Here is a 20894-nt window from a genome sequence, read left to right as displayed (position 1 = left end):
ATGGCGCAGAACACGATCCCTGCTTCGGTCCTGTTCTGTTGTGATCACAACTCCATCCGTTCGCCCATCGCCGAGGGGATGATGAAGAAGTTCTACGGCCGCGCCGCCTATGTGCAATCGGCGGGCGTCAAGAACGACATGGAGGTGGACGGCTTCGCCATCGCCGTTTGCGACGAGATCGGCGTCAGGATCGAGAACCACCGCTCCCGCAGCTTCGAGGAAATGAAGGACTGGGGCGACGACCTGGGCGGCTTCGACCTGATCGTCGCGCTGTCGCCCGCCAGCCAGCGGCAGGCGCTGGAACTGACGCGGGTTTATCACCTCGACGTGGAATACTGGCCGATCATGGACCCCACCGGCCTGGCCGAAGGGCGCGAGGCCAGGCTGGCCGCCTATCGCCAGACCCGCGACCAGATCCGGGCGCGCATGATCGAACGCTTCGGCCCGCCCACGGCCGAGGATTAGCGCCTTCCGCCCGGCCAAAAAAAAACCGCGCCAGCCCATGCAGGCGGCGCGGCAGTTTGGCAATCCTGATGGGGTAAGATCAGCGACGCCAGTTGTTGGGCACGTCCCAGATGGGACGCGCGATCTCGTCCGCGACCTGATCGCGGGTCAGGCCGATGTCGCGCAGCTGCTCGTCGCTCAGATGCGACAGTTCCTGGCGGGATCGGCGGACGCTCAGAATGGTCAGAATGCGCTTGCCCAGTGACGGGCGCGGGAAAGGGCCGTGCCCGGCAAGGACATGAAGCGATGCGGTCTTCGGGGCCATCGTTCATCTCCGGTGATTGAAAGCATCATGTCTCATGATGCGTTGGCGTCGTTTTATTTCCGTTCTTGATTGATAGGCCCGTCCGATGTATTTTTGAAACGAATGTTTTTGATCCCTTCCATCAGGAATGTTGAACGATGCGCAATCTGGATATCGGCACGCTGAGGTCGCTTCAGGCCGTGGCCGAATACGGCGCCGTGACCCGCGCGGCCGAGGGGCTGAACATGACCCAAAGCGCGCTGTCGATGCAGATGAAGCGGCTCGAGGATCTGTTCGGCGAGGCGATGCTGCAAAAGCAGGGTCGGGGCGTGGTGCTGACCGATTTCGCCGTGGAACTGCTGATCGAGGCGCGCAAGCTGGTGGCGCTGAACGACGCCATCGTGTCGCGCTTCACCGGACAGCGCCCCGAGGCGCGGCTGCGCGTGGGCCTGACCAGCGACTGGCTGTTCACCAAGGTCGCCCAGGCGGTGCGCGCCTTCCGCCAGGCCAATCCGCGCATCGAGCTGATCATCAACGACGGCCGCAGCAAGGATCTGCGCCAGCAGATGAAGCGCGGCGAACACGACGTGATCCTGACCACCGAATTCGAGACGCCCCCCGGCGCGATCCATCTGTCCAAGGTGGACCTGGCCTGGTTCGGCGCCATCGGCGGCGCCGCCTGGACGCAGCGCCCGCTGCCCTTGGCGAACTCGCCGCATTGCGCCTATTACCCGGTGGGCCTGACGGCGCTGGAACGCGCGGGCATCGAATGGGTGCAGGCCGTCGCCGACGGGGGCAGCGACACCTGGCGGGTCAGCGCCGCCGCCGATCTGGGCATCACGATCCTGCCGCGCGGCATCGCCCAGGCGGGGCTGGAGCCGGTGGACCACGGCGGCGCCCTGCCGCCCCTGCCGCCCACCTGGCTGAACGTCTATGTGGCCGACGGCCCGGCGCGGCGCGAGGCGGCCGAGTTCGCGGGCTATCTTCGACGGGCCGTGACCGAGGTCGCAGCCATGGCCGCATGATCCCCGCGCCTGATTGACAGCCCGCCCCGTCCGCTGCAAGGAGGCAGCGGCAGAGCGGAGTGGCACATGACCCGGATCGACGATACCTTTCAGCGCCTTCAGGCCCAGGGACGCAAGGCCTTCGTGACCTATATCATGGCCTCGGATCCCGACGAGGCGACGACGCTGGAGATCATGCGCGGCCTGCCGGACGCGGGCGTGGACATCATCGAACTGGGAATGCCCTTCACCGATCCCATGGCCGACGGCCCCACGATCCAGGCCGCCGGCCAGCGCGCCCTCGCCGCAGGCGGCAGCGTGACGCGCACGCTGGAGATCCTGCGCGAATTCCGCAAGTCCGACAACACAACGCCGGTCGTGCTGATGGGATACTACAACCCCATCTACGCCCGTCCCGGCGGCGTCGAGGCCTTTCTGGCCGATGCCAAGGCGGCGGGAGTGGACGGCCTGATCATTGTCGATCTGCCGCCCGAGGAGGACGAGGAGCTGTGCATCCCCGCGGCGCGCGCGGGCCTGAACTTCATCCGCCTTGCCACGCCCACGACCGACGACCGCCGCCTGCCCGCGGTGGTCAGGAACACCTCGGGCTTTGTCTACTATGTCAGCGTGACCGGCATCACCGGCGGCCCCGCCGCCGACGCCGCCGAGGTCGCCCCCGAGGTCGCGCGCATCCGCGCCGCCGCCAACCTGCCCGTCGTGGTGGGCTTCGGCATCTCGACCCCCGACGCGGCAGAACGGATCGCGGGGGTGGCCGACGGCTGCGTCGTGGGCAGCGCCATCGTCAAGAAGATCGGCGAAGGCCGCCCGGTGCCCGAGGTTCTGGACTTCGTGCGCGATCTGGCCGCCGGGGCGCATCGCGGCTGATGACCCGGCTGCGCGAGGCCACGCCGGACGACGTGCCCGCCATCGCGGCGATCTGGAACCCGATCGTCCGCGACACCGTGATCACCTTCTGGCCGACGGAGCGCACCAATCCCGAAATCGCCGCGCTGATCCGCGACCGTCAGGCCGGGGGCCATCCTTTTCTGGTGGCCCAGGCCGGGGACCAGGTGCTGGGCTTTGCGACCTATTCCCAGTTCCGCACCGGCGGCGGCTATGCGCGCAGCATGGAACACACGATCTACCTCGCGCCGGAAGCGCGCGGCAGCGGCACCGGCCGGTTGCTGCTGAACGCCCTGGAGGACCGCGCACGCGGGGCCGGACACCGGCTTTTGATCGGCGGCATCACGGCCTCGAACGAAGGCTCGTTGCGGTTCCACCTGCGCGCCGGCTATGCCGAATGGGGCCGGATCCCCTGGGCAGGCTGGAAATTCGGCCGGTTCCACGACCTTGTGCTGATGGGCAAGGATCTGGCCGCCTGAACGGGGCAGGCGCGACACCCTGCCCCTACCCTTGCCGCGCGTTAGCGGCTAACCTGCCCTCATGGACACGCGCGCGACAGACAATCCCTGCCCCTGCCTGCCAAAGCCCCGCAGCTTCTGGCAGCGGATCGGCGACCGGCTGGCCGCGCTTCTGGGCAGCCAGCGCGCGGCGATTCCGCCCGAACGGTCCGTGGCCTTCACCATCGCCGTGATCGCGCTCGGCGCAAAGCTCGCCAAGGCGGACGGCACCGTGGGCCGCGCCGAAGTCGCGGCCTTCCGCCGCGTCTTCATCATTCCCCGGGCCGAGGAAAGGAACGCCGCCCGCGTCTTCGACCTGGCGCGGCAGGATGTGGCGGGCTTTGACGCCTGGGCGCGCCGCATCGCCGCGATGTTCCCTCCGGGCGATCCGGTTCTGGCCGACGTGATCGAGGGGCTTTGCATCATCGCCGTGGCCGACGGCGGGATGCACGAGAACGAGATCCTGTTCATCGACGAGGTGGGCCGCATCTTCGGCCTGCCCGCCGAACGCGTCGCGGCCATCCGCCTGCGCCACGACCGCAAGTCGGATTGCCCGCCCTGCGACGTGCTGGGCATTCCGCCCGACACCCCCCTGCCCGAGGCGCGCAAGCGGTTCCGCGCCCTGATCCTGGAAGCCCATCCCGACCGCGCCATCGCCCGCGGCCTTCCCCCCGAGGCCGTGCGCCTGGCCGAGGCCCGCACCCGCCGCCTGAATGAGGCTTGGGACAAGTTCCGCTCCATGCGCCGCGGCACGGTTCCCGAACCTGCCGAATAGGCCCGGCCCTTGCCGCGCAGGGCCGCAGCGACTAGGTTCGGCATGACCCTTTGACGGACCCCACGATGCCCCAAGACGCAGCGCCTGCCTATCAGGTTCTGGCCCGCAAATACCGGCCCGAGACCTTTGCCGACCTGGTCGGCCAGGACGCCATGGTGCGCACGCTGAAGAACGCCTTCGCCGCCGACCGTATCGCGCAGGCCTTTGTCATGACCGGCATCCGCGGCACCGGAAAGACCACCACCGCGCGGATCATCGCCAAGGGCATGAACTGCGTCGGTCCCGACGGCCAGGGCGGTCCCACCACCGAGCCATGCGGCGTATGCGAGCATTGCGTTGCGATCAGCGAAGGCCGCCATGTCGATGTGCTGGAAATGGACGCGGCGTCCCGCACCGGCGTGAACGACATCCGCGAGATCATCGAATCGGTGCATTACCGGGCGGCTTCGGCGCGCTACAAGATTTACATCATCGACGAAGTCCACATGCTGTCCACCAGCGCCTTCAACGCCCTGCTCAAGACGCTGGAGGAACCGCCCCCCCATGTGAAGTTCATCTTCGCCACCACCGAGATCCGCAAGGTTCCCGTCACGGTCCTGTCGCGCTGCCAGCGTTTCGACCTGCGCCGCATCGAACCCGAGGTGATGATCGCCCTTTTGCGCCGCATCGCCGCCGCCGAGGGCGCGCAGATCACCGAGGACGCGCTTGCCCTGATCACCCGCGCCGCCGAAGGATCGGCCCGCGACGCCACCAGCCTGCTGGACCAGGCGATCAGCCACGGCGCGGGGGAAACCACCGCCGAGCAGGTTCGCGCCATGCTGGGCCTGGCCGACCGTGGCCGCGTGATCGACCTGTTCGAGATGATCCTGCGCGGCGACGCCGCATCGGCCCTGACCGAGCTGCAATCGCAATATGCCGACGGCGCGGACCCGGTGGCCGTGCTGCGCGACCTGGCCGAGATCACGCACTGGATTTCCGTTGTGAAGATCACGCCGGATGCGGGCGACGATCCGACGATCGCGCCCGACGAACGGGTTCGCGGACAGGAATTGGCGGGCAGGCTGGCGATGCGCGTGCTGACGCGGCTGTGGCAGATGCTGCTCAAGGCGCTGGAGGAAGTGTCCGCCGCGCCCAACGCCATGATGGCGGCGGAAATGGCGGTGATCCGCCTGACCCATGTGGCCGACCTGCCCGACCCCGAAGCCCTGATCCGCCGCGTCCAGCAGGCCCAGGCGGCGGGCGATTTCGCGCGCTCTGCCACGCCTGCCGCACCTTCTCAGGCCCCCCGCGCCGCCCGGCCCGCGCAGGTGATCGCCCAGCGGTCGGGCGCGGCGGCGGCGCTTGCCGTCAGCCCGGATGCCTTCGCGGCCTGGCCCGACTTCGCCTCGGTTCTGGAACTGCTGCAACGGATGGACATGGTTCTGCTGATGCAGGTGGAACGGCATGTCTCGCTGGTCCGCTACAGCCCCGGCCGGATCGAGTTTGCGCCCAAGGGCGATGCGCCACGCGACCTGGCGCAGCGTCTTGCCGAACGCCTGCGCGGCCTGACTGGCGGGAACCGCTGGGCCGTCACCGTCACGAACGAAGCCGGCGCGCCGACGATTGCGGAACAGCGCATGGCCGAACGGCGCGAACGCGAGGCGCGCGCCCTGCGGCTGCCAATCGTGCAGCAGGTTCTGGCGGCCTTTCCCGACGCGAAACTGAAACAGGTGCGCCACGAACCGGTCGCGGCAGAGGCCGTCGAGGCGGCTGAAGGCGCGGCCAACCCGCACGAGCTGACCCAGGGCCCCGTGGCCGAGGTCGAGGAATGGGATCCCTTCGAGGACGAGGACTAAGCGATGATCAAGGGTTTGGGCGGCTTTGGAGACATGGCCAAGATGATGAAGGCCGCCAAGGACATGCAGGACCGGATGCAGCAGATGCAGGCCGATCTGGACACCATCACCGTGACCGGTGAATCCGGCGCGGGTCTGGTGCGCGCCACCGCCACCGCCAAGGGCGACCTGACCGCGCTGGAGATCGACCCGGCGATCTTCGTGCCGTCCGAAAAGGAGGTGGTCGAGGATCTGATCCTGGCCGCCATCAAGGACGCGCAGCGCAAGGCCCAGGAAAGGATGCAGTCCGAGATGGCGCGCATCACCCAGGAACTGGGCCTGCCCGCCGACATGAAGCTGCCGTTCTGAATGGCGGCCCTTGAATGACGGGCGGCGACGACATCCAGGCGCTTGTCGGGCTGATGGCGCGGCTGCCGGGGCTTGGGCCTCGGTCCGCGCGGCGCATCGTGCTGCATCTGATCCGCAAGCGCAGCGGGCAGATGTCGCAACTGGCCGGGCTGCTGGACCGGGTGGCCGTCGCATCCCGCGAATGCGTCACCTGCGGCAACATCACCGACCGCGACGAATGCGCGATCTGCACCGACCCGGCCCGCGCCACGGGGGAGATCTGCGTGGTGCAGGACGTGGCCGACCTGTGGGCGATGGAACGCGGCCGGGCCTTCGGCGGGCGCTATCACGTTCTGGGCGGCACGTTGTCGGCCCTGGACGAGATCGGTCCCGACGACCTGGGCATCCCCGCCCTGATCGACCGGGTGGACCGCGAAAAGATCCGCGAGGTGATTTTGGCCCTGAACGCCACCGTGGACGGCCAGACGACCGCGCATTACATCGCCGACGCCTTGGCCGAGTCCGGGGCGACCGTGACCGGGCTGGCTCAGGGCGTGCCGATCGGGGGCGAACTGGACTACCTCGACGACGGCACGATCAGCGCGGCTCTGCGGGCGCGGCGGCGGTTGTAGGGCAAAATCCGACCGGCAAAGGCCGTCGTCTTCCCCAGCACGCGACGCATCCACCTGAACCGCCGGCCCCCGGAGGCCCGGCCAGCGCCCGCACCGCCCCCAAGACGGGCGCTGGCCTTCCGAGGTCGGGGGCCGGCACGGTCTTTGGGGGCAGTGTCGCGCAAAGGGCGGGGAAACGCGGTGCGTTTCCTGATCCCGCCCGGTCAACGGCGGCTACGCCTCGGCCAGTTCCCCCGCCAGCGCCTTTTCGATCAGCGCCCGAGTCTCGTCGATGCCATAAAGCGCGATGAACCCGCCGAAGCGCGGCCCCTGGTCGGCGCCCAGCAGCACCTGATAAAGCGCGGCGAACCAGTCGCGCAGCGGCTCGAAGCCGTGGTCCTTGCCGATGGCGAAGACCATGGATTGCAGCGCCTCGGGGTCGGCGGGCTGGTCCCAGGCGGCAAGCCGCCCGGCCAGATCCTCCATGGCGCGGCGTTCGACCTCGGTGGGCTGGCGGAACTGGCGGGTGGGCGCCACGAAATCGGTGAAATAGCGCACGGCGAATCCCGCCGCCCGGTCCAGGCCCGGATGCGTCTCGGGGCTGGCTTCGGGCGCATAGCGGCGGATGAAGCCCCACAAGCCTTCCTTGTCCTTGGCCCCCGCGACCGAGGCCAGGTTCAGCAGCATCTGGAACGGCACCACCATGTCGGACGCGGGCACGTCGCCGCCGTGGATGTGCCAGACCGGGTTCGCCAGCTGCTGATCGAGCGTCTGGTCGGGATAGGCGCGCAGCTGCTGGTGATATTCATCGACGGCCTTGGGGATCACGTCGAAATACATCCGCTTGGCGGTTTTTGGCTTCTGGTACATGAAATAGGACAGGCTTTCGGTGGCCGCATAGGTCAGCCATTCGTCAATGGACAAGCCGTTGCCCTTGGACTTGCTGATCTTCTGGCCGTGCTGGTCCAGAAACAGCTCATAGGTGAAATGCTCGGGCGCGCGGCCGCCCAGGATCCGGCAGATGCCGTCGTAGATCGGCGTGTTGGTGGAATGGTCCTTGCCGTACATCTCGAAGTCCACGTCCAGCGCGGCCCAGCGGGCGCCGAAATCGGGCTTCCATTGCAGCTTCACCTGCCCGCCCGTGACCGGCAAGGTCAGTTCCTGCCCGTCCTCGTCGTCGAAGGTGATCGTGCCGTTCTTCGCGTCCACATGCTTGATCGGGACATACAGAACCTTGCCGGTCTTGGGGCTGATCGGCAGGAAGCACGAATAGGTCTGCTGGCGCTCCTCGCGCAAGCTGGCCAGCATCACCTCCATGATCGCGTCATAACGTTCGGCGGCAAGCCTCAGCGTGTCGTCGAACCGGCCCGACCTGTAGAACTCGGTCGCGCTGATGAATTCGTATTCGAACCCGAAGGTGTCCAGAAAGCGGCGCAGCATGGCGTTGTTGTGGTCGCCGAAGCTGTCGTGTTCGCCGAAGGGGTCGGGCACCGTGGTCAGCGGCTCCTGCAAATGCTGGCGCAGCATGTCCTGGTTCGGGACATTCTCTGGCACCTTGCGCATTCCGTCCATGTCGTCGGAAAAGCAGAACAGGCGCGTCGGGATGTCGCTGATGATCTCGAACGCTCGGCGGATCATCGTGGTGCGCGCCACCTCTCCGAAAGTCCCGATATGCGGCAGGCCCGAGGGGCCATAGCCCGTCTCGAACAGGACATAGCCCTTGTCGGGATCCTTCTTTTCATAGCGTTTCAGCACCCGGCGCGCCTCTTCGAACGGCCAGGCCTTCGATTGCATCGCGGCGTCGCGCAGGGTGGTCATCGCGTCATCTCCTGTTTGGAACCCCGACGCCTTATTGAAAGGGCGCCCGATCGTCAATAATTTGCGCCGGACACCGGTTGCCAAGGGACAAGACATGACCATCGACCTGCCCTCGTTCTCGCCCTGCGATGCCTTGGTGGCGGTGATGGTGGCCGTGCTGGCGTCGGACCAGACTTACCGCACGTCGGAACTGGTGGCGATCCAGCGGAACGTGGACCATGCGCCGGTCTTTGCGGAATACGACGAGGACCGGATCCGGGCGGTCAGCCAGACGGTGATGACCCTGTTCGAGCATGAGGACGGGATCGACGCCTTGTTCGGCCTGGTGCGCGACGCGCTGCCTGAAAAGCTGTACGAAACGGCCTATGCCCTGGCCTGCGACGTGGGCGCCGCGGACGGGCGGCTTTACGAGAACGAAGTGGCGATGCTGGCCGAGATCCGGCACCAGCTGAACATCCCCCGCCTGCACGCCGCAGCCATCGAGCTGTCGGCCCAGGTGCGCCACCGGGTGCTGTAGTCAGGACCAGATCGCCAGGATGTCGCGCTGAAGCTGCTTGGCCTCGCGCGTCCAGGACAGCACGCCTGCGGGCAGTTCCTGCCCCGCCGTCGCCGCCTGCCGCGAAGGGCGGGCGGCCAGGATCGCGAAGGCCGACCGGCTGCCGTCCGGCCGGGACAGATAGCCCGCCAGGTTCGACACGAAGTTCAGCGTCCCGGTTTTGGCCCGGATCCGCCCGGCCCCAGCGGGGTCGCGACCCAGATCCTCGTCCAGCGGATCCGGCTTCAGCAGGTCGGGCAGGCCCGCCGCAAGCCCCGGCCCCGCCAGCAGCCGCGCCATGCCCTGCGCCGTCACGCGGCTGACGGGCGACAGGCCGGAATGATCGGCCAGCACGAAGTCCCTGCCCTGGCCCTGTTCCGTCAGCCACGCCATCATCGCGCGGGCCGAACCCGCCGGTTCCGCCGCGCCGCTGGCGTGAAGGCCCACGACCTCGGCCGTCAGGTTGGTCGAGAAATGCAGCATCCCGCGCAGGATCTCCTCCAAGGGCGGGCTGGCGTGGGCGGCGGCCACCTCGCCCGGGGGCAGGTCGTCGACCACTTCGGGCGCGGGCAGCACCAGCCCCTTGGCCCGGCACAGCGTCTGGAACACGTCGCCCGCATAGAGTTCCGGCTTGCGGACGGGCAGCCAGCGGCTGCCGGGGCGGGCGATGGCGCCGCGCGACAGGGTCCAGCGTTCCCGGCCGTCGTCCTCGCGCCAGGAAAACAGGTCCGGTCCGTCGCCCGCCGTTGCGGTGATCGAATAGGCGCGGGGGGAATGGCTTGCCGCCCGCGCCTCCAGCGACATCCGCGAGCCGCCCTGCCGCCAGTCCAGATGCACGCGGTTGAAGTTCAGCATCATCCCCGACAGCGCGGGGTTGTAGGCTAGGTGGTCGGCCTGCGCGGGCGCGATCTCCTCGATCCGCGGCAGGGCGCCGCCCCACACGGCAAAGCGCGCGGGCGCGGGCAGCCCGGTCGCGGCGAGGTCGGCGGCCAGCCGGGCAAGATCGTCGGTGGACAGCACGGGATCGCCTCCGCCTGCGAGAACCAGGGTGTCGCCCGCGCGGATGACGCGGGTGGCGAAGCTCCGGCTGCGGCCCAGTTTCGCCAGGGCATACAGCGCCGTCACCGTTTTCAGCGTGCTGGCGGGCATCATCGGGGCGGCGGCCAGCGCGGCATCCGCCAGACCGTCGCCCGGCAGGTCGGTGCGCGCATAGGCGACGACGCCGGGCAGACCGGCCGTGGCGACCAGGGGACCGGCCGGAAAGGCCGGCTTGGCGGGCGGGCGGCCCCAGGCCGGTGCCGCCGGCAGCGCGGCAAGGCCCGCCAGAAGGCTGCGCCGCCGCATCATCGCCCGGCCCTCAGCGCGGTCGAGGAGGCGCGCGACATCGGCAGGTTGACCAGCACCCAGGCAGGCGGCTTGCGCAGGGCCAGCGTGCCGGCCTGCGACAGCGGCAGGCGGGCGCCGGTCATGACCTGTGCGGCCCTGGTATGGCGGGCCGCGGTCCGGGATCCGGGCCGGGCCAGCACGCCGATGGGGACGGTGGCGGCGATCTCTTTCCAGCGGTCCCAGCGGTGGAACTGGACCAGGTTGTCCGATCCCATCAGCCAGACGAAGCGCGCGCCGGGATAAAGCCGCCTCAGCGCGGCAAGGGTGTCCGCCGTCATGCGCGTGCCAAGGCGGCTTTCGATGTCGGTCACGACGATGCGGGGATCGGTCAGAAGCCGGCGGGCATGGGCCAGCCGCTGCGCCATCGGCGCGGGCCCCCGCGTCTTCAAGGGATTGCCGGGCGACACGAGCCACCAGACGCGGTCCAGCCCGAACTGGCGCATCGCGGCCTCGGTGATGGCGACGTGGCCTTCGTGCGCCGGATCGAAGGATCCGCCCAGCAGGCCGATGCGCATCCCCGGCGCCGCCACGGGAAGTCCCGCCCGGATCAAAGCGTGATGGCCGAGATCAGCCTGCCGTAATCGGCCTCGCCTTCATGGGTGGCGCGGCGATAGCTGAAGAACTTGGCCGGATCGGAATAGGTGCAATGGCCGGACCATTCGGCCTCCACGCCGGCATCTCGCAGACGCTCTAGGCCAAAGGAAGGCAGGTCGAACATCGGCCGTCCGTTGGGACCGCCGCTGAAAAAGCGGCCGTGGCGGGGGTCTTCGGCCAGAAAGCTGTCCATGAAATCAGGACCGACCTCGTAGGCGCGCTGGCTGATGGTGGGACCGATCACGGCGCGGATCCGGGCCGCGCCAAGGGCGCGCATGGCATCGACCGTGGCCTCGATGATGCCGTCCAGCGCGCCGCGCCAGCCCGCGTGGCAGGCGCCGATCACGCCCGCATCCGCATCGGCCAGAAGGATCGGCTGGCAATCGGCGGTCAGCACCGCCAGGGCCACGCCGCGGCGGGCGGTGACGATGCCGTCGGCCTCGGTGTTGGCGATCACGGGAATGTCGTGGGCGTCCGTCAGCGTGATCACATCGGCGGAATGGACCTGCTTCACGGTCGCCAGCGCCTCGGCGGGGACGCCCATGGCGGTGGCGACACGGGCGCGGTTCAGGGCCACCATATCGGTCTGGTCGGTCGACCGGCGGCCGCAGTTCAACCCCGAGAACAGCCCCGAGGACGCGCCGCCCTTGCGGGTGAAGAACCCGTGGTTCACATCGCACAGCAGGGGGTAGGTCAGGATCTCAAGCGTGGTCTGCATGAAGCCTCAGCGCGTCAAATCCGGGCACCGGGGGCGCCCCTTTCGGCCAGATCGCCATGGCCTTGAACAGGTGACCCATTTCGTCCGGGTGGGTCAAGCGCCGAAGCGCCGCCGTTGCGGTGGCGTCTCCGGCGGCGGTCAGCCGTTCGGCCCGCTGCGCCGCCCCCAGCGACAGCAGCCAGTCGCCCTGGCGGATCGGGCGGGAGGCGACGGCGCCGGCCCGGACCGCGGCGGCGGCCAAGGGCGCGAAATCGACATGGGCGGTCAGGTCGGCCTCGCCCGGGCGGGCCAGCGGGTCTTCCGGGGCGTGGTCGCGCAGGGCTTGAAAGGTGTCGCCATAGCCGTTCCAGCCGCCGTAATCGACCAGGATCGCCGCCCCGCCATGCGCGGCGATGCGGCGGGCGATGGCCTCCACGATAGCCGGGGCGGCGGGACATTCCTCGACAACATCGCCGGGCCGGCCGCTGCGCGGCACCTGGACCACGGGACCAAGACCGAAACGCAACCCGTCGTCCGACAGGCCGACCATGCGTTCGGCCCAGCCGGCCTCGGTGCGCTGATACTGCCGGATCGGCAGGGCATCGAAGAACTCGTTCGCGATCAGGAACAACGGCTTGTCCGGCAGTTCCTCGACGCTGTCGAGATGCGCGGCCGGGCCCAGCCGGTTCCGCTGGATCCGGCGCAGATGGGGGGACGCTTCGATCAGCGCGACCCGGGCTGCCTCGGCCATGCCCGGCACCAGGCGGATGGCGCGCAGCATGTCGGCCATCAGCGTGCCGCGCCCCGGCCCCGGCTCGGCCAGGGTAAAGGGCGCGGGGCGGCCCTGGTCCATCCAGGCCTGCGCCAGGGCCAAGCCGCACAGTTCCCCGAACATCTGGTGGATTTCCGGGGCGGTGGTGAAATCGCCCTTCGCGCCGAAGGGATCGCGCGTGGCATAATAGCCAAAGCGCGGATGCAGCAGGCAGATCTCCATGTAGTCCGCCAGCGTGATCGGCCCCGCCGCCCGGATGCGCGCCGCGATGATGTCGGCCAGCGGCGTCATGCGGCGGCAGCCACCGCCGGGCGGCGCCAGGCGCGAAGAACCAGGGCCAGCCCGATCAGCACCATGGGAAGGGACAGCACCTGCCCCATGGTCAGGCCGATCACCGGCCCGCCGATCACGTGGCCCAGGGGATTGCCGGGCGTGATGAACTGCGCGTCGGCCACGCGGAACAGTTCCACGAACATCCGCGCCAGACCGTATCCGGCCAGAAAGACCCCAAAGGCCAGGCCCGGCCGCCGCAGGCCGCCGCCCCGAACCAGGGCCAGCAGGATCAGGCCAAGCAGCAGCCCCTCCAGCCCCGCCTCGTAAAGCTGGCTGGGGTGGCGGGCGCAGGGGCCGGTGACGCCGGGACAGGCCTGCGCGGCCTCGCCCGGAAAGATCACGCCCCAGGGCAGGTCTGTGGGGCGGCCCCACAGTTCGGCATTGATGAAATTGGCGATGCGGCCGAAGAAGATGCCGATGGGCGCGACAACCGCCATCGCATCCGCAAGTCGCAAGGGGGGGATGGCGTTCGCGCGGCAGAACAGCCATGCGGCGACGATCACGCCCGCGAAACCGCCATGAAAGCTCATCCCGCCCTGCCAGACCTTGATGATCTCGGCCGGGTTGGCCAGGTAGAATCCCGGCTCGTAGAACAGCACGAAGCCCAGCCGGCCGCCCAGGATCACCCCCAGGATCACCCAGGTCAGCAGGTCGTCCACGCGGTCGGCCGCCATCGGCGCGCGGTCGCCCCACAGGCGGTCCCGGCGCATCATCGCCACGATGATGCGCCAGCCGATCAGCAGCCCCGCCAGATAGGCCAGCGCATACCAGCGCAGCGACAGCGTCAGGCCGCCCAGCTGAATGGTGAAGATTTCGGGGGCGATGGGCGGAAAGGGGATCATGGGGCCTCGGGGCGTTTGCGCGGCGCACGCTAGTCGGCGCGGGCGCGGTGTCAACGGGGGCGTCCGGGTCCGCGATTGTGCAATCGCGGCATCGACCGCATTGAACCCCCGCGCCGCACGGCCCATATAGACGGGCAAGCACGTATCGGGGGCAAAGGCCAAATGACCACGCAAAACAAGTTCTTTGACGACATCTCGAAGCTGATGACCAATGCCATGGGCGTGGCCCACGGCGCCAAGGCCGAGGCCGAAACCGCCATGAAGGGCTGGATCGACCGCTGGCTGGCCGATCGCGACTTCGTGACCCGAGAGGAATTCGAGGCCGTGCGCGAAATGGCCATCAAGGCCCGCACCGAGAACGCCGAGCTGAAGGCCCGGCTGGACGCGATGGAGGCGGGCCGTCAGGGCTGAACGCGGTCGCGCAGCGCGCCGGAACGGTCGTAAAGCAGAACCTCGCCCGCATCGGTCACGACCGCGATCCAGTCGCGGGCGAAGGTCACGGCCTCGGCCCGGGCGCCGTCGGGCAGCGTGATCGCATCCGGCAGGTCGGGCAACACCGGCTGCCCAAGCCGCACCCACAGCAGCGCGACGATGGCGATCATGCCAAGGCCCATCACCAGCGCCAGCCCCGTTACCAGCCAGCGCAGCAGCCGCAGCTCTGGCACCGCTTTCGCCGCCGTTTTCCAGTCGCTATCATCCTTGTCCATGTCGAACCTTGTTGTCACCATTCCACCCAATCCGCCCGAGCGGCTTGATAAGGCGCTTGCCCTGGCGGTGCCAGAGGCGGCGGCCCTGTCGCGGTCGCGGCTGGCCCGGCTGATCGCCGACGGCGCAGTCAGCGGCCCCGACGGCGTGGTTCGCGACGGCAAAGCCCGCGTGGCCGAGGGGCAGGATTACCTGATCCACGTCCCCGACCCCGACCCCGTGGAAACCCGGCCCGAGGCGATCCCGCTGGTCATCGCCTTCGAGGACGACGACCTGATCGTCATCGACAAGCCCGCAGGCATGGTCGTCCACCCTGCCCCCGGTTCGCCCAGCGGAACGCTGGTCAATGCGCTGCTGGCCCATTGCGGCGACACGCTGTCGGGGATCGGCGGCGAAAAGCGCCCCGGCATCGTGCATCGGATCGACAAGGACACCTCGGGCCTGCTGGTGGTCGCGAAATCCGACCGCGCCCATCACGGCCTTGCCGCGCAGTTCGAATCGCACACGGCGCAGCGCCGCTATCTGGCGCTGGCCCATGGGGTGATCGACGGGGCGGATCCCCGCCTGCGCGGCACGCCCGGCGTCAGCTTCGAGGACGGGGCGGTGCTGAAGATCACCTCGCGCCTGACCCGCCATGCCACGGACCGGCAACGGCAGGCGGTCTATTTCGACAAGGGCCGCCATGCGGTGACGCGGGCGCGGATGCTGGAAGGCTTCGGAACCCCGCCGGCGGCCATGCTGGTCGAGTGCCGCCTGGAAACCGGGCGGACGCACCAGATCCGCGTCCACATGGCCCATGCGGGCCTGGGGCTGATCGGCGATCCGGTCTACGGCGGGGCGCGGCGCGCCTCGGTCAAGGCGCTTGGCGCGGCGGCGGCCGGGGCGGTCGCGGGTTTTCCCCGGCAGGCGCTTCACGCGGCGCATCTTGGCTTTGACCACCCCGTGACGGGCCGGCCCCTGTTCTTCGACAGCCCGCTGCCCGCCGACATGCAGGCGCTGCTGGAGGCGCTGCGGGCCGCCACATGACGACATCGTGAAGGCGCCGCGCTGTCGCGTTCAGGTTTTATGCACAGAGTATCCTCCAAACCCCCGTCGAGGTCGCCGGAACCTCACGCGCGCAGGTCGCGTTCCCCGGGCATATGCGAAAGGCCAGCACCATGGCGAGTTACGGAAACCTTCCCGCCCCCAGTCCCGAACAGGGCCTGAACCGCTATCTGCAAGAGATCCGCAAGTTCCCCCTGCTGGAACCCGAGGAGGAATACATGCTGGCCAAGGCCTGGGCCGACCACCAGGACAGCGAGGCCGCGCACAAGCTGGTCACCTCTCACCTGCGGCTGGCCGCGAAGATCGCCATGGGCTATCGCGGATACGGCCTGCCCCAGGCCGAGGTGATTTCCGAAGCCAATGTCGGCCTGATGCAGGCGGTCAAGCGGTTCGACCCGGAAAAGGGTTTCCGCCTTGCGACCTATGCGATGTGGTGGATCCGCGCCTCGATCCAGGAATACATCCTGCGGTCCTGGTCGCTGGTGAAGATGGGCACGACCAGTGCGCAGAAGAAGCTGTTCTTCAACCTTCGCAAGGCCAAGTCCCGCATCGGCGCGCTGGAGGAAGGCGACCTTCGCCCCGAGAACGTCGCCCTGATCGCCAACGACCTGAACGTGACCGAGCAGGAGGTGATCGAGATGAACCGCCGCCTGTCGGGCGGCGACGCATCCCTGAATGCGACGGTCGGCTCGGGCGAGGGGGAGTCGACCTCGCAATGGCAGGACTGGCTCGAGGACGAGGACGCCAACCAGGCCGAGGCCTTCGCGGAATCCGAGGAACTGGACACCCGGCGGCAGATGCTGATGCAGGCCATGGACGTGCTGAACGAGCGCGAAAAGGACATCCTGATCGAACGCCGGCTGCGCGACGATCCCCTGACGCTTGAGGATCTCTCGGCGCGCTACGACGTGTCGCGCGAACGGATCCGCCAGATCGAGGTCCGCGCCTTAGAGAAGTTGCAGGACCGGATGCGGGTGCTGGCTCGCGAAAAGGGGATGCGGGTGCCCGAAGGGGCGGTCTGACCTGTCTTGGCGGGCGCAATTGACCTGCCATTGCCGCGCGCTATGGTCGGCGAAACGAAGGCAGACCGGACCCGATGACCGCGCTCACCAAATTTCAACGGCTCGAAGCCCAGGGGTCGTGGCGCGCGGCCCCCGGGGCGCCCTTGCGCGAGGTCATCGTATCCCTGGGAGAGGCCACGCTGGTGCTGTCCGATCCCCGCACCGACCGGCCGCTGTCGCATTGGTCCCTGCCGGCGGTCATGCAGTTGAACCCCGGCGCCTTGCCCGCCCTGTATGCCCCGGGGGCAGACGGAACGGATGAAACGGTCGCCATCGACGATCCCCTGATGATCGACGCGATTTCCCGGGTTCAGGGGGCCGTGGCCAGCCATCGCGCCCATTCCGGCCGGTTGCGCGGCGTGCTGGTTGTCCTGGCGGTCCTTGCGGTTCTGGGCGGCCTGGCCTTCTGGCTGCCCGGGGCGCTGGTGGCCCATGCGGCGCGCATCGCGCCTCCGGCGCAGGCGCGAGACATCGGCACGGCCATCCTGGCCGATCTGGAAACAAGCGCGGGCAAGGTCTGCGCCCGCGAATCCGGCCAGGCGGTGCTGGATCACCTGGCGCCCCACCTGCTGGACCCTGGCGCCATCATCCGTGTCGTTCCCGGACCCTTGGGCGGCGCGCGCCGCTTGCCGGGCGATCTGTATGTCATCGGCAGCGACCTGCTGCGCGCCGCCCCTGGCCCCGAGGCCGCCGCTGCGCATCTGGTCTCCGCCCGGCTGGCAACGGCAGAGCCGGACCTGAAGGCGGCCGCGATGCGCCATGCGGGCCTCGGGGCCTCGCTGCGGCTGATGACGCTGGGCCACCTGCCGCGCGACGCCATGGCGGGATTCGGCGACGCGCTGCTGCTGCAACCCGCGCCCCGGCCCGCGGATGCAGACCTGCTGCGGGCCTTGAGCGAACGCGGCATTCCCGCCGAGCCCTATGCCCGCTCCATCGACCCCACCGGCCAGACCGTCCTGCCCCTGATCGAGGGCGATCCGTTCCGCACCGCGCCCCCTGCCCGTCCGCTGCTGACGGACGAACAATGGCTTGCCTTGCAACAGATCTGCGCGGGCTGAGGGCCTTCCGGTCGTTTTCGCCGTTGCACGCCCGCATCAGTGCGGTTATGCACGGCCCCAGGCACCCGTAGCTCAGCTGGATAGAGCGCTGCCCTCCGAAGGCGGATGTCAAGTCCGGCAATGTGAACGAGTGAGTAAAAAAGTAGAAGTAAAACAGTAACTTGCGGGCTTCGATTTTTGGGGTTAACACTCGCTCGAAAACCGCGTAAGCACTGCGTAAGCAGTAGGCACCCATAGCTCAGCTGGATAGAGCGCCACCCTCCGAAGGTGGAGGCCTCAGGTTCGAATCCTGATGGGTGCGCCATTTCAGAACAGAACTCTGAACGCCGAACGCCGCCGTTTCTACGCTAGAAGCGGCGACCAGCGTTCGTAGCAATTCCAACTTCGATCCCATGATGCGAACCTCGTCGTCGGCAACCTCGACGCGCTGCGCAAGCGCGCGCAGGTGGTCGCGGCGATAGCCGCCATCGTCGAGGCGTATGCGTTCGCGAGCCTTGCGGGCGAATCCCTTGAGCATGTCATGGGTGACGCCCTGATTACCTGAACTGTCGAGAGCAAGCTGCGTGCGCTCCGCGTCGGCGGCGGCTTGATCCCGCATCGCCTTGAGGCTCGCCATGCGCTCTTTCGCCATGGCGTCGTCCTTATCGACCATGCCGGCTTCGATGGCGTCAAAGAGCCGGCCGAGCCGTTGGTCTGTTTCCGTGATTCGCCTGTGAAGCTCGGCCAGATGCTCTCGGCGGCGCTCGGTGCGCTCCTGCCTGCGGTCGATGACGCTGGCGAGGATGGTTTCCAGCCGCTTGGGCTGGAGCAGCCGATCCCCGATATGATCGGCGACAAGGTGGTCGAGCTTGTCCATCGGGATCGTGCGGCCTTTGCAGCCGGTCTTGCCCTGCCGTGCCTTGGTCGAGCAGGTGTAATATCGGTAGGTCGCGCCCGTGCTGCCTTGGCCGGTGCGAAGCGTCATCGCGCCCCCGCATTTGGCGCAGAAGCAGATGCCGGTGAGCAGCGTCGGGCCGCTGGAGACGCGGGCCGGCGTCACCATGGGGTTGCGGGATTTCAGGCGGGCTTGCACCGCATCGTAAACCTCGCGCTCGATCAGGGGCGGCACCGCCATGATGGCGACTTCGCTCTCCGGCTTCTTCTCCCGGTCCTTGTGCGAGCGCGTGTTGAACCTGTGCTCGCCGATATAGGTGGTGCGGGTCAGGATGGCGTGGATTTGCGCCAGTCCCCAACGCCCGCCGTCGCGGGTGAAGAAACGGCGCTCGTTGAGATAGGTGGCGATGGCCTTGACGCCCATTGCCCCGGACGTGCCATCACCTTCAAGGAACAGGCGATAGATCAGCCGCACGGTGTCGGCGTGCAGCGGGTCGATCTCCAGCTTCTTCTTGGTCTTTGATCCGCGCTGCTCGGCCGCGACGATGCGATAGCCGATGGGTGGCCGTGCGCCGTTCCAGAAGCCTTGCCGGGCGTTCTCGTTCATGGCGCGCAGGACGTGCTTGGCGTTTTCCTTCGACTGATATTCGTCGAACAGCGCCATGATCTGCCGCATCATCTGGTGCATCGGATCGTCGCCCATCTCCTGCGTGATGGACACCAGCTTGACGCCGTTCTTCGCCAGCTTCCTGACGTAGAACTCCATCTCGAAGTGATCGCGGAAGAACCGGCTGAACGAATGGACCACAACAATATCGAAGGGCGCGGGCTTGGACGTGCCCGCCTCGATCATGCGCTGGAACTCGGGGCGCTTGTCATTGGTGGCCGTCGCGCCCGGTTCAACATAAGTCTCAACGAGCTGATAGCCGCGTTGCTCGCAATAGGCTTCGCCCTGCCGCTTCTGATCGGGAATGGAAATGTCATGCTCGGCCTGCCGGGCAGTCGAGACGCGCAGGTAGAGGGCGGCGCGGGCGGTAACGGTTGGGCTGTGCATATTCATGGCCGGTCTCCCATAGCCTTCTTCGCCTTGGGGCGGTCGATCAGGGGCAACGCCAGCTCCACCCGATCATGGACCACCTTGGGCGCAAGCTTGCGCCCATGCCCCGGCTCAAGCCGCACAAGGCCGTAGCTCTCCATCGTTTTGAGGGTGCGTGACAGATTGGAACCGGCCCGGCCGGTGATTTCCGCCAATTCTTCCAGCGATGCCGGGGCTTTCTCGGCGATGACGCGAAGCAACTCGCGGTTCCCTGCCGACAGCACCTTGGCGAAGGATTCGGTCGAGGTGAACCACACCTTCGGATCGCCGGGCGCGGGCTTTTCCTCACCGCGCGCGATCCGCATGGTGCGGGCCTTCATTTCTTCATAGTCGGCAATCCCGACTTTCAATGTGGTCATAGGGCACCTCGCTCCTTCAACACCGCGTCCACCGCCTGCCAGAAATCGGCCAGCAGCGTGGCCGCGTCCTCGTAGGCATAGGGCTTCACGGTCTGGAAGCGGTGCCGATGGTCCATCGGCTCGCCGCGTCTGCCTCGGCCGACCGGATGGGCATTATCGAAGCCAACCAGCCGTTCGCCCGAAGGCCCGTGAAGCGTGAGCGAGTAATCGAGGCCATGCGGCTTTTCCGGCGATGCCGGAACGCGGGTGACGACGAACTTCACCCAATAGCCGCCCTCGGGATCGACAAAAAGCATCTGTCCATCAAGGTCCAGAAGCGTGTCGAGGCCCGGATCACGATGCCCGCTCACATCTTTTTCCTATCAGTATGTGATAGGAATTGCAAGCCATCATCCGGCTTTTTCGGGTTCAGGAGTTCGTCGAACACATCGCCGAACCAACGCTCGAACACGTCGATCTCGGCCTCGGTGACGGGAATATCCTCCGGCCAATCGTCGGTGACGCGCATCCTTTGTCCGTCCGGGCCTAGAAGCGGCGTGTTGCCGGCTCGCGTCCGGCCGTCCGGCGTGGGATCGTCAGCGTAGTCGAAAAGATCGTCGGGAAGTGGCGCGGGGATCGACTGTCGCGGTCGCCCCTTGCGGGCGCGGCGGCGCTCTGCGCACATGGAATCCTCCTTGGTTCTGGTGGATTCCGGGGCGCTCAACGCCCCGGAATTAAGCGAACCATGGAGGGCAACCGGCGACCTGTAGCGTGCCGCATTTGCGTTGATGCGCTGGCGGCACCCCTGCCGGGATGGGACTTAACTTGCGGCTCGCCGGGCCTTGGCGAACCCCCGATCCGTGGCCATGAACCGATCAAGCATCGGCACGATCAGCTTCATGGGATCGGTGACAGGCTGGCCGCTCTCGCGGGCCAGAACCTCGGCATAGTCGATCAGATCGCGGTGAAGCGGAGCAGGAAGCTCCACCGTCACCTTCACGGGCTTGTCGTCGGGCAGCGGGCCGAGTTTCAGCTTGGCCAT

25 protein-coding genes, 1 tRNA gene and 1 pseudogene are annotated in these 20894 nt (G+C 67.9%); 14 read left to right on the top strand and 13 right to left on the bottom strand.

Features of this window, described 5'->3' with window-relative positions; all coding sequences use genetic code 11:
* The gene (locus ACFOM8_RS09135; RefSeq protein ID WP_377761049.1) at nucleotides 1-465 is read left to right on the top strand and encodes an arsenate-mycothiol transferase ArsC; all 465 of its coding nucleotides are present in this window, start codon (nucleotides 1-3) and stop codon (nucleotides 463-465) included.
* Between the two features lie 79 nt (nucleotides 466-544).
* On the opposite strand, the gene ACFOM8_RS09130 is transcribed toward ACFOM8_RS09135, so the two are convergent.
* Nucleotides 545-769, bottom strand: coding sequence for a DUF1127 domain-containing protein (locus ACFOM8_RS09130; protein ID WP_377761048.1), 225 nt, complete (start codon nucleotides 767-769; stop codon nucleotides 545-547).
* A gap of 137 nt (nucleotides 770-906) precedes the next feature.
* Here ACFOM8_RS09130 and ACFOM8_RS09125 point away from each other — a divergent pair, with 137 nt between their 5' ends.
* The 7 genes from ACFOM8_RS09125 to recR all read left to right on the top strand — a co-directional run bounded on the left by ACFOM8_RS09125 (nucleotide 907) and on the right by recR (nucleotide 6721).
* Nucleotides 907-1773 (top strand): LysR family transcriptional regulator, encoded by an 867-nt coding sequence (locus tag ACFOM8_RS09125; RefSeq protein WP_377761047.1) that lies wholly within the window; start codon nucleotides 907-909, stop codon nucleotides 1771-1773.
* Nucleotides 1774-1839: 66 nt separating this feature from the next.
* The gene (trpA, locus tag ACFOM8_RS09120) at nucleotides 1840-2637 is read left to right on the top strand and encodes a tryptophan synthase subunit alpha (RefSeq protein WP_377761046.1); all 798 of its coding nucleotides are present in this window, start codon (nucleotides 1840-1842) and stop codon (nucleotides 2635-2637) included.
* Nucleotides 2637-3134, top strand: a complete 498-nt coding sequence (locus ACFOM8_RS09115; protein ID WP_377761045.1) for a GNAT family N-acetyltransferase — start codon at nucleotides 2637-2639, stop codon at nucleotides 3132-3134. Before trpA ends, ACFOM8_RS09115 begins: the two co-directional genes overlap by 1 nt.
* 61 nt (nucleotides 3135-3195) lie before the next feature.
* Nucleotides 3196-3927 carry a TerB family tellurite resistance protein gene (locus tag ACFOM8_RS09110; RefSeq protein ID WP_377761044.1) on the top strand — a complete coding sequence of 244 codons (732 nt, stop codon included), beginning with the start codon at nucleotides 3196-3198 and terminating at the stop codon, nucleotides 3925-3927.
* Between the two features lie 65 nt (nucleotides 3928-3992).
* A complete protein-coding gene (locus ACFOM8_RS09105; RefSeq protein ID WP_377761043.1) occupies nucleotides 3993-5762 on the top strand; it encodes a DNA polymerase III subunit gamma/tau in 1770 nt (589 codons plus the stop codon).
* A gap of 3 nt (nucleotides 5763-5765) precedes the next feature.
* On the top strand, nucleotides 5766-6110 hold the full coding sequence (locus tag ACFOM8_RS09100) for a YbaB/EbfC family nucleoid-associated protein (RefSeq protein ID WP_377761042.1): 345 nt from the start codon (nucleotides 5766-5768) through the stop codon (nucleotides 6108-6110).
* A gap of 14 nt (nucleotides 6111-6124) precedes the next feature.
* Entirely contained in the window at nucleotides 6125-6721 is a 597-nt protein-coding gene (gene recR, locus ACFOM8_RS09095; RefSeq protein ID WP_377761041.1) for a recombination mediator RecR, read from the top strand.
* Between the two features lie 213 nt (nucleotides 6722-6934).
* Here recR and ACFOM8_RS09090 read toward each other — a convergent pair whose 3' ends face one another.
* Entirely contained in the window at nucleotides 6935-8518 is a 1584-nt protein-coding gene (locus ACFOM8_RS09090) for a lysine--tRNA ligase (RefSeq protein WP_377761040.1), read from the bottom strand.
* 94 nt (nucleotides 8519-8612) lie between these two features.
* On the opposite strand from ACFOM8_RS09090, the gene ACFOM8_RS09085 reads away from it, so the two are divergent.
* The gene (locus tag ACFOM8_RS09085) at nucleotides 8613-9035 is read left to right on the top strand and encodes a tellurite resistance TerB family protein (RefSeq protein WP_377761039.1); all 423 of its coding nucleotides are present in this window, start codon (nucleotides 8613-8615) and stop codon (nucleotides 9033-9035) included.
* Here the strand turns inward: ACFOM8_RS09085 and dacB are convergent, their stop codons facing one another.
* From dacB to lgt, 5 genes are read right to left on the bottom strand one after another with little or no spacing between them, the layout of a single operon-like run.
* On the bottom strand, nucleotides 9036-10400 hold the full coding sequence (gene dacB / locus ACFOM8_RS09080; protein ID WP_377761038.1) for a D-alanyl-D-alanine carboxypeptidase/D-alanyl-D-alanine endopeptidase: 1365 nt from the start codon (nucleotides 10398-10400) through the stop codon (nucleotides 9036-9038). It lies immediately after the preceding gene.
* Entirely contained in the window at nucleotides 10397-10987 is a 591-nt protein-coding gene (locus ACFOM8_RS09075) for a nicotinate-nucleotide adenylyltransferase (RefSeq protein WP_377761108.1), read from the bottom strand. The genes dacB and ACFOM8_RS09075 overlap by 4 nt, the downstream gene beginning before the upstream one ends.
* The gene (gene pgeF / locus ACFOM8_RS09070) at nucleotides 10987-11751 is read right to left on the bottom strand and encodes a peptidoglycan editing factor PgeF (protein WP_377761037.1); all 765 of its coding nucleotides are present in this window, start codon (nucleotides 11749-11751) and stop codon (nucleotides 10987-10989) included. Before pgeF ends, ACFOM8_RS09075 begins: the two co-directional genes overlap by 1 nt.
* The gene (locus tag ACFOM8_RS09065; RefSeq protein WP_377761036.1) at nucleotides 11735-12793 is read right to left on the bottom strand and encodes a class I SAM-dependent methyltransferase; all 1059 of its coding nucleotides are present in this window, start codon (nucleotides 12791-12793) and stop codon (nucleotides 11735-11737) included. The genes pgeF and ACFOM8_RS09065 overlap by 17 nt, the downstream gene beginning before the upstream one ends.
* A complete protein-coding gene (gene lgt, locus ACFOM8_RS09060) occupies nucleotides 12790-13677 on the bottom strand; it encodes a prolipoprotein diacylglyceryl transferase (protein WP_377761035.1) in 888 nt (295 codons plus the stop codon). The genes ACFOM8_RS09065 and lgt overlap by 4 nt, the downstream gene beginning before the upstream one ends.
* Before the next feature lie 162 nt (nucleotides 13678-13839).
* On the opposite strand from lgt, the gene ACFOM8_RS09055 reads away from it, so the two are divergent.
* Nucleotides 13840-14088, top strand: a complete 249-nt coding sequence (locus ACFOM8_RS09055) for an accessory factor UbiK family protein (protein ID WP_154762875.1) — start codon at nucleotides 13840-13842, stop codon at nucleotides 14086-14088.
* Here ACFOM8_RS09055 and ACFOM8_RS09050 read toward each other — a convergent pair.
* Nucleotides 14079-14384 (bottom strand): DUF6476 family protein, encoded by a 306-nt coding sequence (locus tag ACFOM8_RS09050; protein WP_377761034.1) that lies wholly within the window; start codon nucleotides 14382-14384, stop codon nucleotides 14079-14081. The genes ACFOM8_RS09055 and ACFOM8_RS09050 overlap by 10 nt on opposite strands.
* Here ACFOM8_RS09050 and ACFOM8_RS09045 point away from each other — a divergent pair.
* The 4 genes from ACFOM8_RS09045 (at nucleotide 14383) to ACFOM8_RS09030 (ending at nucleotide 17849) form a co-directional block, all read left to right on the top strand.
* A complete protein-coding gene (locus ACFOM8_RS09045; protein WP_377761033.1) occupies nucleotides 14383-15408 on the top strand; it encodes an RluA family pseudouridine synthase in 1026 nt (341 codons plus the stop codon). The genes ACFOM8_RS09050 and ACFOM8_RS09045 overlap by 2 nt on opposite strands.
* A 131-nt stretch (nucleotides 15409-15539) precedes the next feature.
* Nucleotides 15540-16448, top strand: coding sequence for an RNA polymerase sigma factor RpoH (gene rpoH / locus ACFOM8_RS09040; RefSeq protein WP_377761032.1), 909 nt, complete (start codon nucleotides 15540-15542; stop codon nucleotides 16446-16448).
* A 74-nt stretch (nucleotides 16449-16522) separates the two neighbouring features.
* Nucleotides 16523-17545, top strand: coding sequence for a hypothetical protein (locus ACFOM8_RS09035; RefSeq protein ID WP_377761031.1), 1023 nt, complete (start codon nucleotides 16523-16525; stop codon nucleotides 17543-17545).
* Between the two features lie 227 nt (nucleotides 17546-17772).
* Nucleotides 17773-17849, top strand: a tRNA-Arg gene (locus tag ACFOM8_RS09030).
* 576 nt (nucleotides 17850-18425) lie between these two features.
* On the opposite strand, the pseudogene ACFOM8_RS09025 reads toward ACFOM8_RS09030, so the two are convergent.
* The 5 genes and pseudogenes from ACFOM8_RS09025 to ACFOM8_RS09005 all read right to left on the bottom strand — a co-directional run.
* Nucleotides 18426-19472, bottom strand: a pseudogene (locus ACFOM8_RS09025) (recombinase family protein); the annotation flags it as partial.
* A 2-nt stretch (nucleotides 19473-19474) separates the two neighbouring features.
* Nucleotides 19475-19834 carry an HVO_A0114 family putative DNA-binding protein gene (locus ACFOM8_RS09020; RefSeq protein ID WP_377761030.1) on the bottom strand — a complete coding sequence of 120 codons (360 nt, stop codon included), beginning with the start codon at nucleotides 19832-19834 and terminating at the stop codon, nucleotides 19475-19477.
* Between the two features lie 35 nt (nucleotides 19835-19869).
* Entirely contained in the window at nucleotides 19870-20223 is a 354-nt protein-coding gene (locus ACFOM8_RS09015) for a toxin-antitoxin system TumE family protein (protein ID WP_089388642.1), read from the bottom strand.
* Nucleotides 20220-20537: a hypothetical protein gene (locus tag ACFOM8_RS09010; RefSeq protein ID WP_089388643.1), complete on the bottom strand. Its 318-nt coding sequence runs from the start codon at nucleotides 20535-20537 to the stop codon at nucleotides 20220-20222. The genes ACFOM8_RS09015 and ACFOM8_RS09010 overlap by 4 nt, the downstream gene beginning before the upstream one ends.
* Before the next feature lie 135 nt (nucleotides 20538-20672).
* Entirely contained in the window at nucleotides 20673-20894 is a 222-nt protein-coding gene (locus tag ACFOM8_RS09005; protein WP_089388644.1) for a DUF2274 domain-containing protein, read from the bottom strand.

This window comes from Paracoccus angustae (assembly GCF_042648745.1).
Taxonomy (GTDB): domain Bacteria; phylum Pseudomonadota; class Alphaproteobacteria; order Rhodobacterales; family Rhodobacteraceae; genus Paracoccus; species Paracoccus angustae.
This window is presented reverse-complemented; position numbering and strand designations above follow the sequence as displayed.

Excerpts from the sequence above, each read along its gene's own strand:
- ACFOM8_RS09100 (WP_377761042.1), top strand. The coding sequence starts at position 5,766 with ATGATCAAGGGTTTGGGCGGCTTTGGAGACATGGCCAAGATGATGAAG.
- ACFOM8_RS09090 (WP_377761040.1), bottom strand. The coding sequence starts at position 8,518 with ATGACCACCCTGCGCGACGCCGCGATGCAATCGAAGGCCTGGCCGTTC.
- ACFOM8_RS09045 (WP_377761033.1), top strand. The coding sequence starts at position 14,383 with ATGTCGAACCTTGTTGTCACCATTCCACCCAATCCGCCCGAGCGGCTT.
- ACFOM8_RS09020 (WP_377761030.1), bottom strand. The coding sequence starts at position 19,834 with ATGAAGGCCCGCACCATGCGGATCGCGCGCGGTGAGGAAAAGCCCGCG.
- recR (WP_377761041.1), top strand. The coding sequence starts at position 6,125 with ATGACGGGCGGCGACGACATCCAGGCGCTTGTCGGGCTGATGGCGCGG.
- ACFOM8_RS09125 (WP_377761047.1), top strand. The coding sequence starts at position 907 with ATGCGCAATCTGGATATCGGCACGCTGAGGTCGCTTCAGGCCGTGGCC.
- lgt (WP_377761035.1), bottom strand. The coding sequence starts at position 13,677 with ATGATCCCCTTTCCGCCCATCGCCCCCGAAATCTTCACCATTCAGCTG.
- ACFOM8_RS09085 (WP_377761039.1), top strand. The coding sequence starts at position 8,613 with ATGACCATCGACCTGCCCTCGTTCTCGCCCTGCGATGCCTTGGTGGCG.
- ACFOM8_RS09105 (WP_377761043.1), top strand. The coding sequence starts at position 3,993 with ATGCCCCAAGACGCAGCGCCTGCCTATCAGGTTCTGGCCCGCAAATAC.
- rpoH (WP_377761032.1), top strand. The coding sequence starts at position 15,540 with ATGGCGAGTTACGGAAACCTTCCCGCCCCCAGTCCCGAACAGGGCCTG.
- ACFOM8_RS09130 (WP_377761048.1), bottom strand. The coding sequence starts at position 769 with ATGGCCCCGAAGACCGCATCGCTTCATGTCCTTGCCGGGCACGGCCCT.
- ACFOM8_RS09055 (WP_154762875.1), top strand. The coding sequence starts at position 13,840 with ATGACCACGCAAAACAAGTTCTTTGACGACATCTCGAAGCTGATGACC.
- ACFOM8_RS09010 (WP_089388643.1), bottom strand. The coding sequence starts at position 20,537 with ATGTGCGCAGAGCGCCGCCGCGCCCGCAAGGGGCGACCGCGACAGTCG.
- trpA (WP_377761046.1), top strand. The coding sequence starts at position 1,840 with ATGACCCGGATCGACGATACCTTTCAGCGCCTTCAGGCCCAGGGACGC.
- dacB (WP_377761038.1), bottom strand. The coding sequence starts at position 10,400 with ATGATGCGGCGGCGCAGCCTTCTGGCGGGCCTTGCCGCGCTGCCGGCG.
- ACFOM8_RS09115 (WP_377761045.1), top strand. The coding sequence starts at position 2,637 with ATGACCCGGCTGCGCGAGGCCACGCCGGACGACGTGCCCGCCATCGCG.
- ACFOM8_RS09005 (WP_089388644.1), bottom strand. The coding sequence starts at position 20,894 with ATGGCCAAGCTGAAACTCGGCCCGCTGCCCGACGACAAGCCCGTGAAG.
- ACFOM8_RS09135 (WP_377761049.1), top strand. The coding sequence starts at position 1 with ATGGCGCAGAACACGATCCCTGCTTCGGTCCTGTTCTGTTGTGATCAC.
- pgeF (WP_377761037.1), bottom strand. The coding sequence starts at position 11,751 with ATGCAGACCACGCTTGAGATCCTGACCTACCCCCTGCTGTGCGATGTG.
- ACFOM8_RS09110 (WP_377761044.1), top strand. The coding sequence starts at position 3,196 with ATGGACACGCGCGCGACAGACAATCCCTGCCCCTGCCTGCCAAAGCCC.
- ACFOM8_RS09050 (WP_377761034.1), bottom strand. The coding sequence starts at position 14,384 with ATGGACAAGGATGATAGCGACTGGAAAACGGCGGCGAAAGCGGTGCCA.
- ACFOM8_RS09065 (WP_377761036.1), bottom strand. The coding sequence starts at position 12,793 with ATGACGCCGCTGGCCGACATCATCGCGGCGCGCATCCGGGCGGCGGGG.
- ACFOM8_RS09035 (WP_377761031.1), top strand. The coding sequence starts at position 16,523 with ATGACCGCGCTCACCAAATTTCAACGGCTCGAAGCCCAGGGGTCGTGG.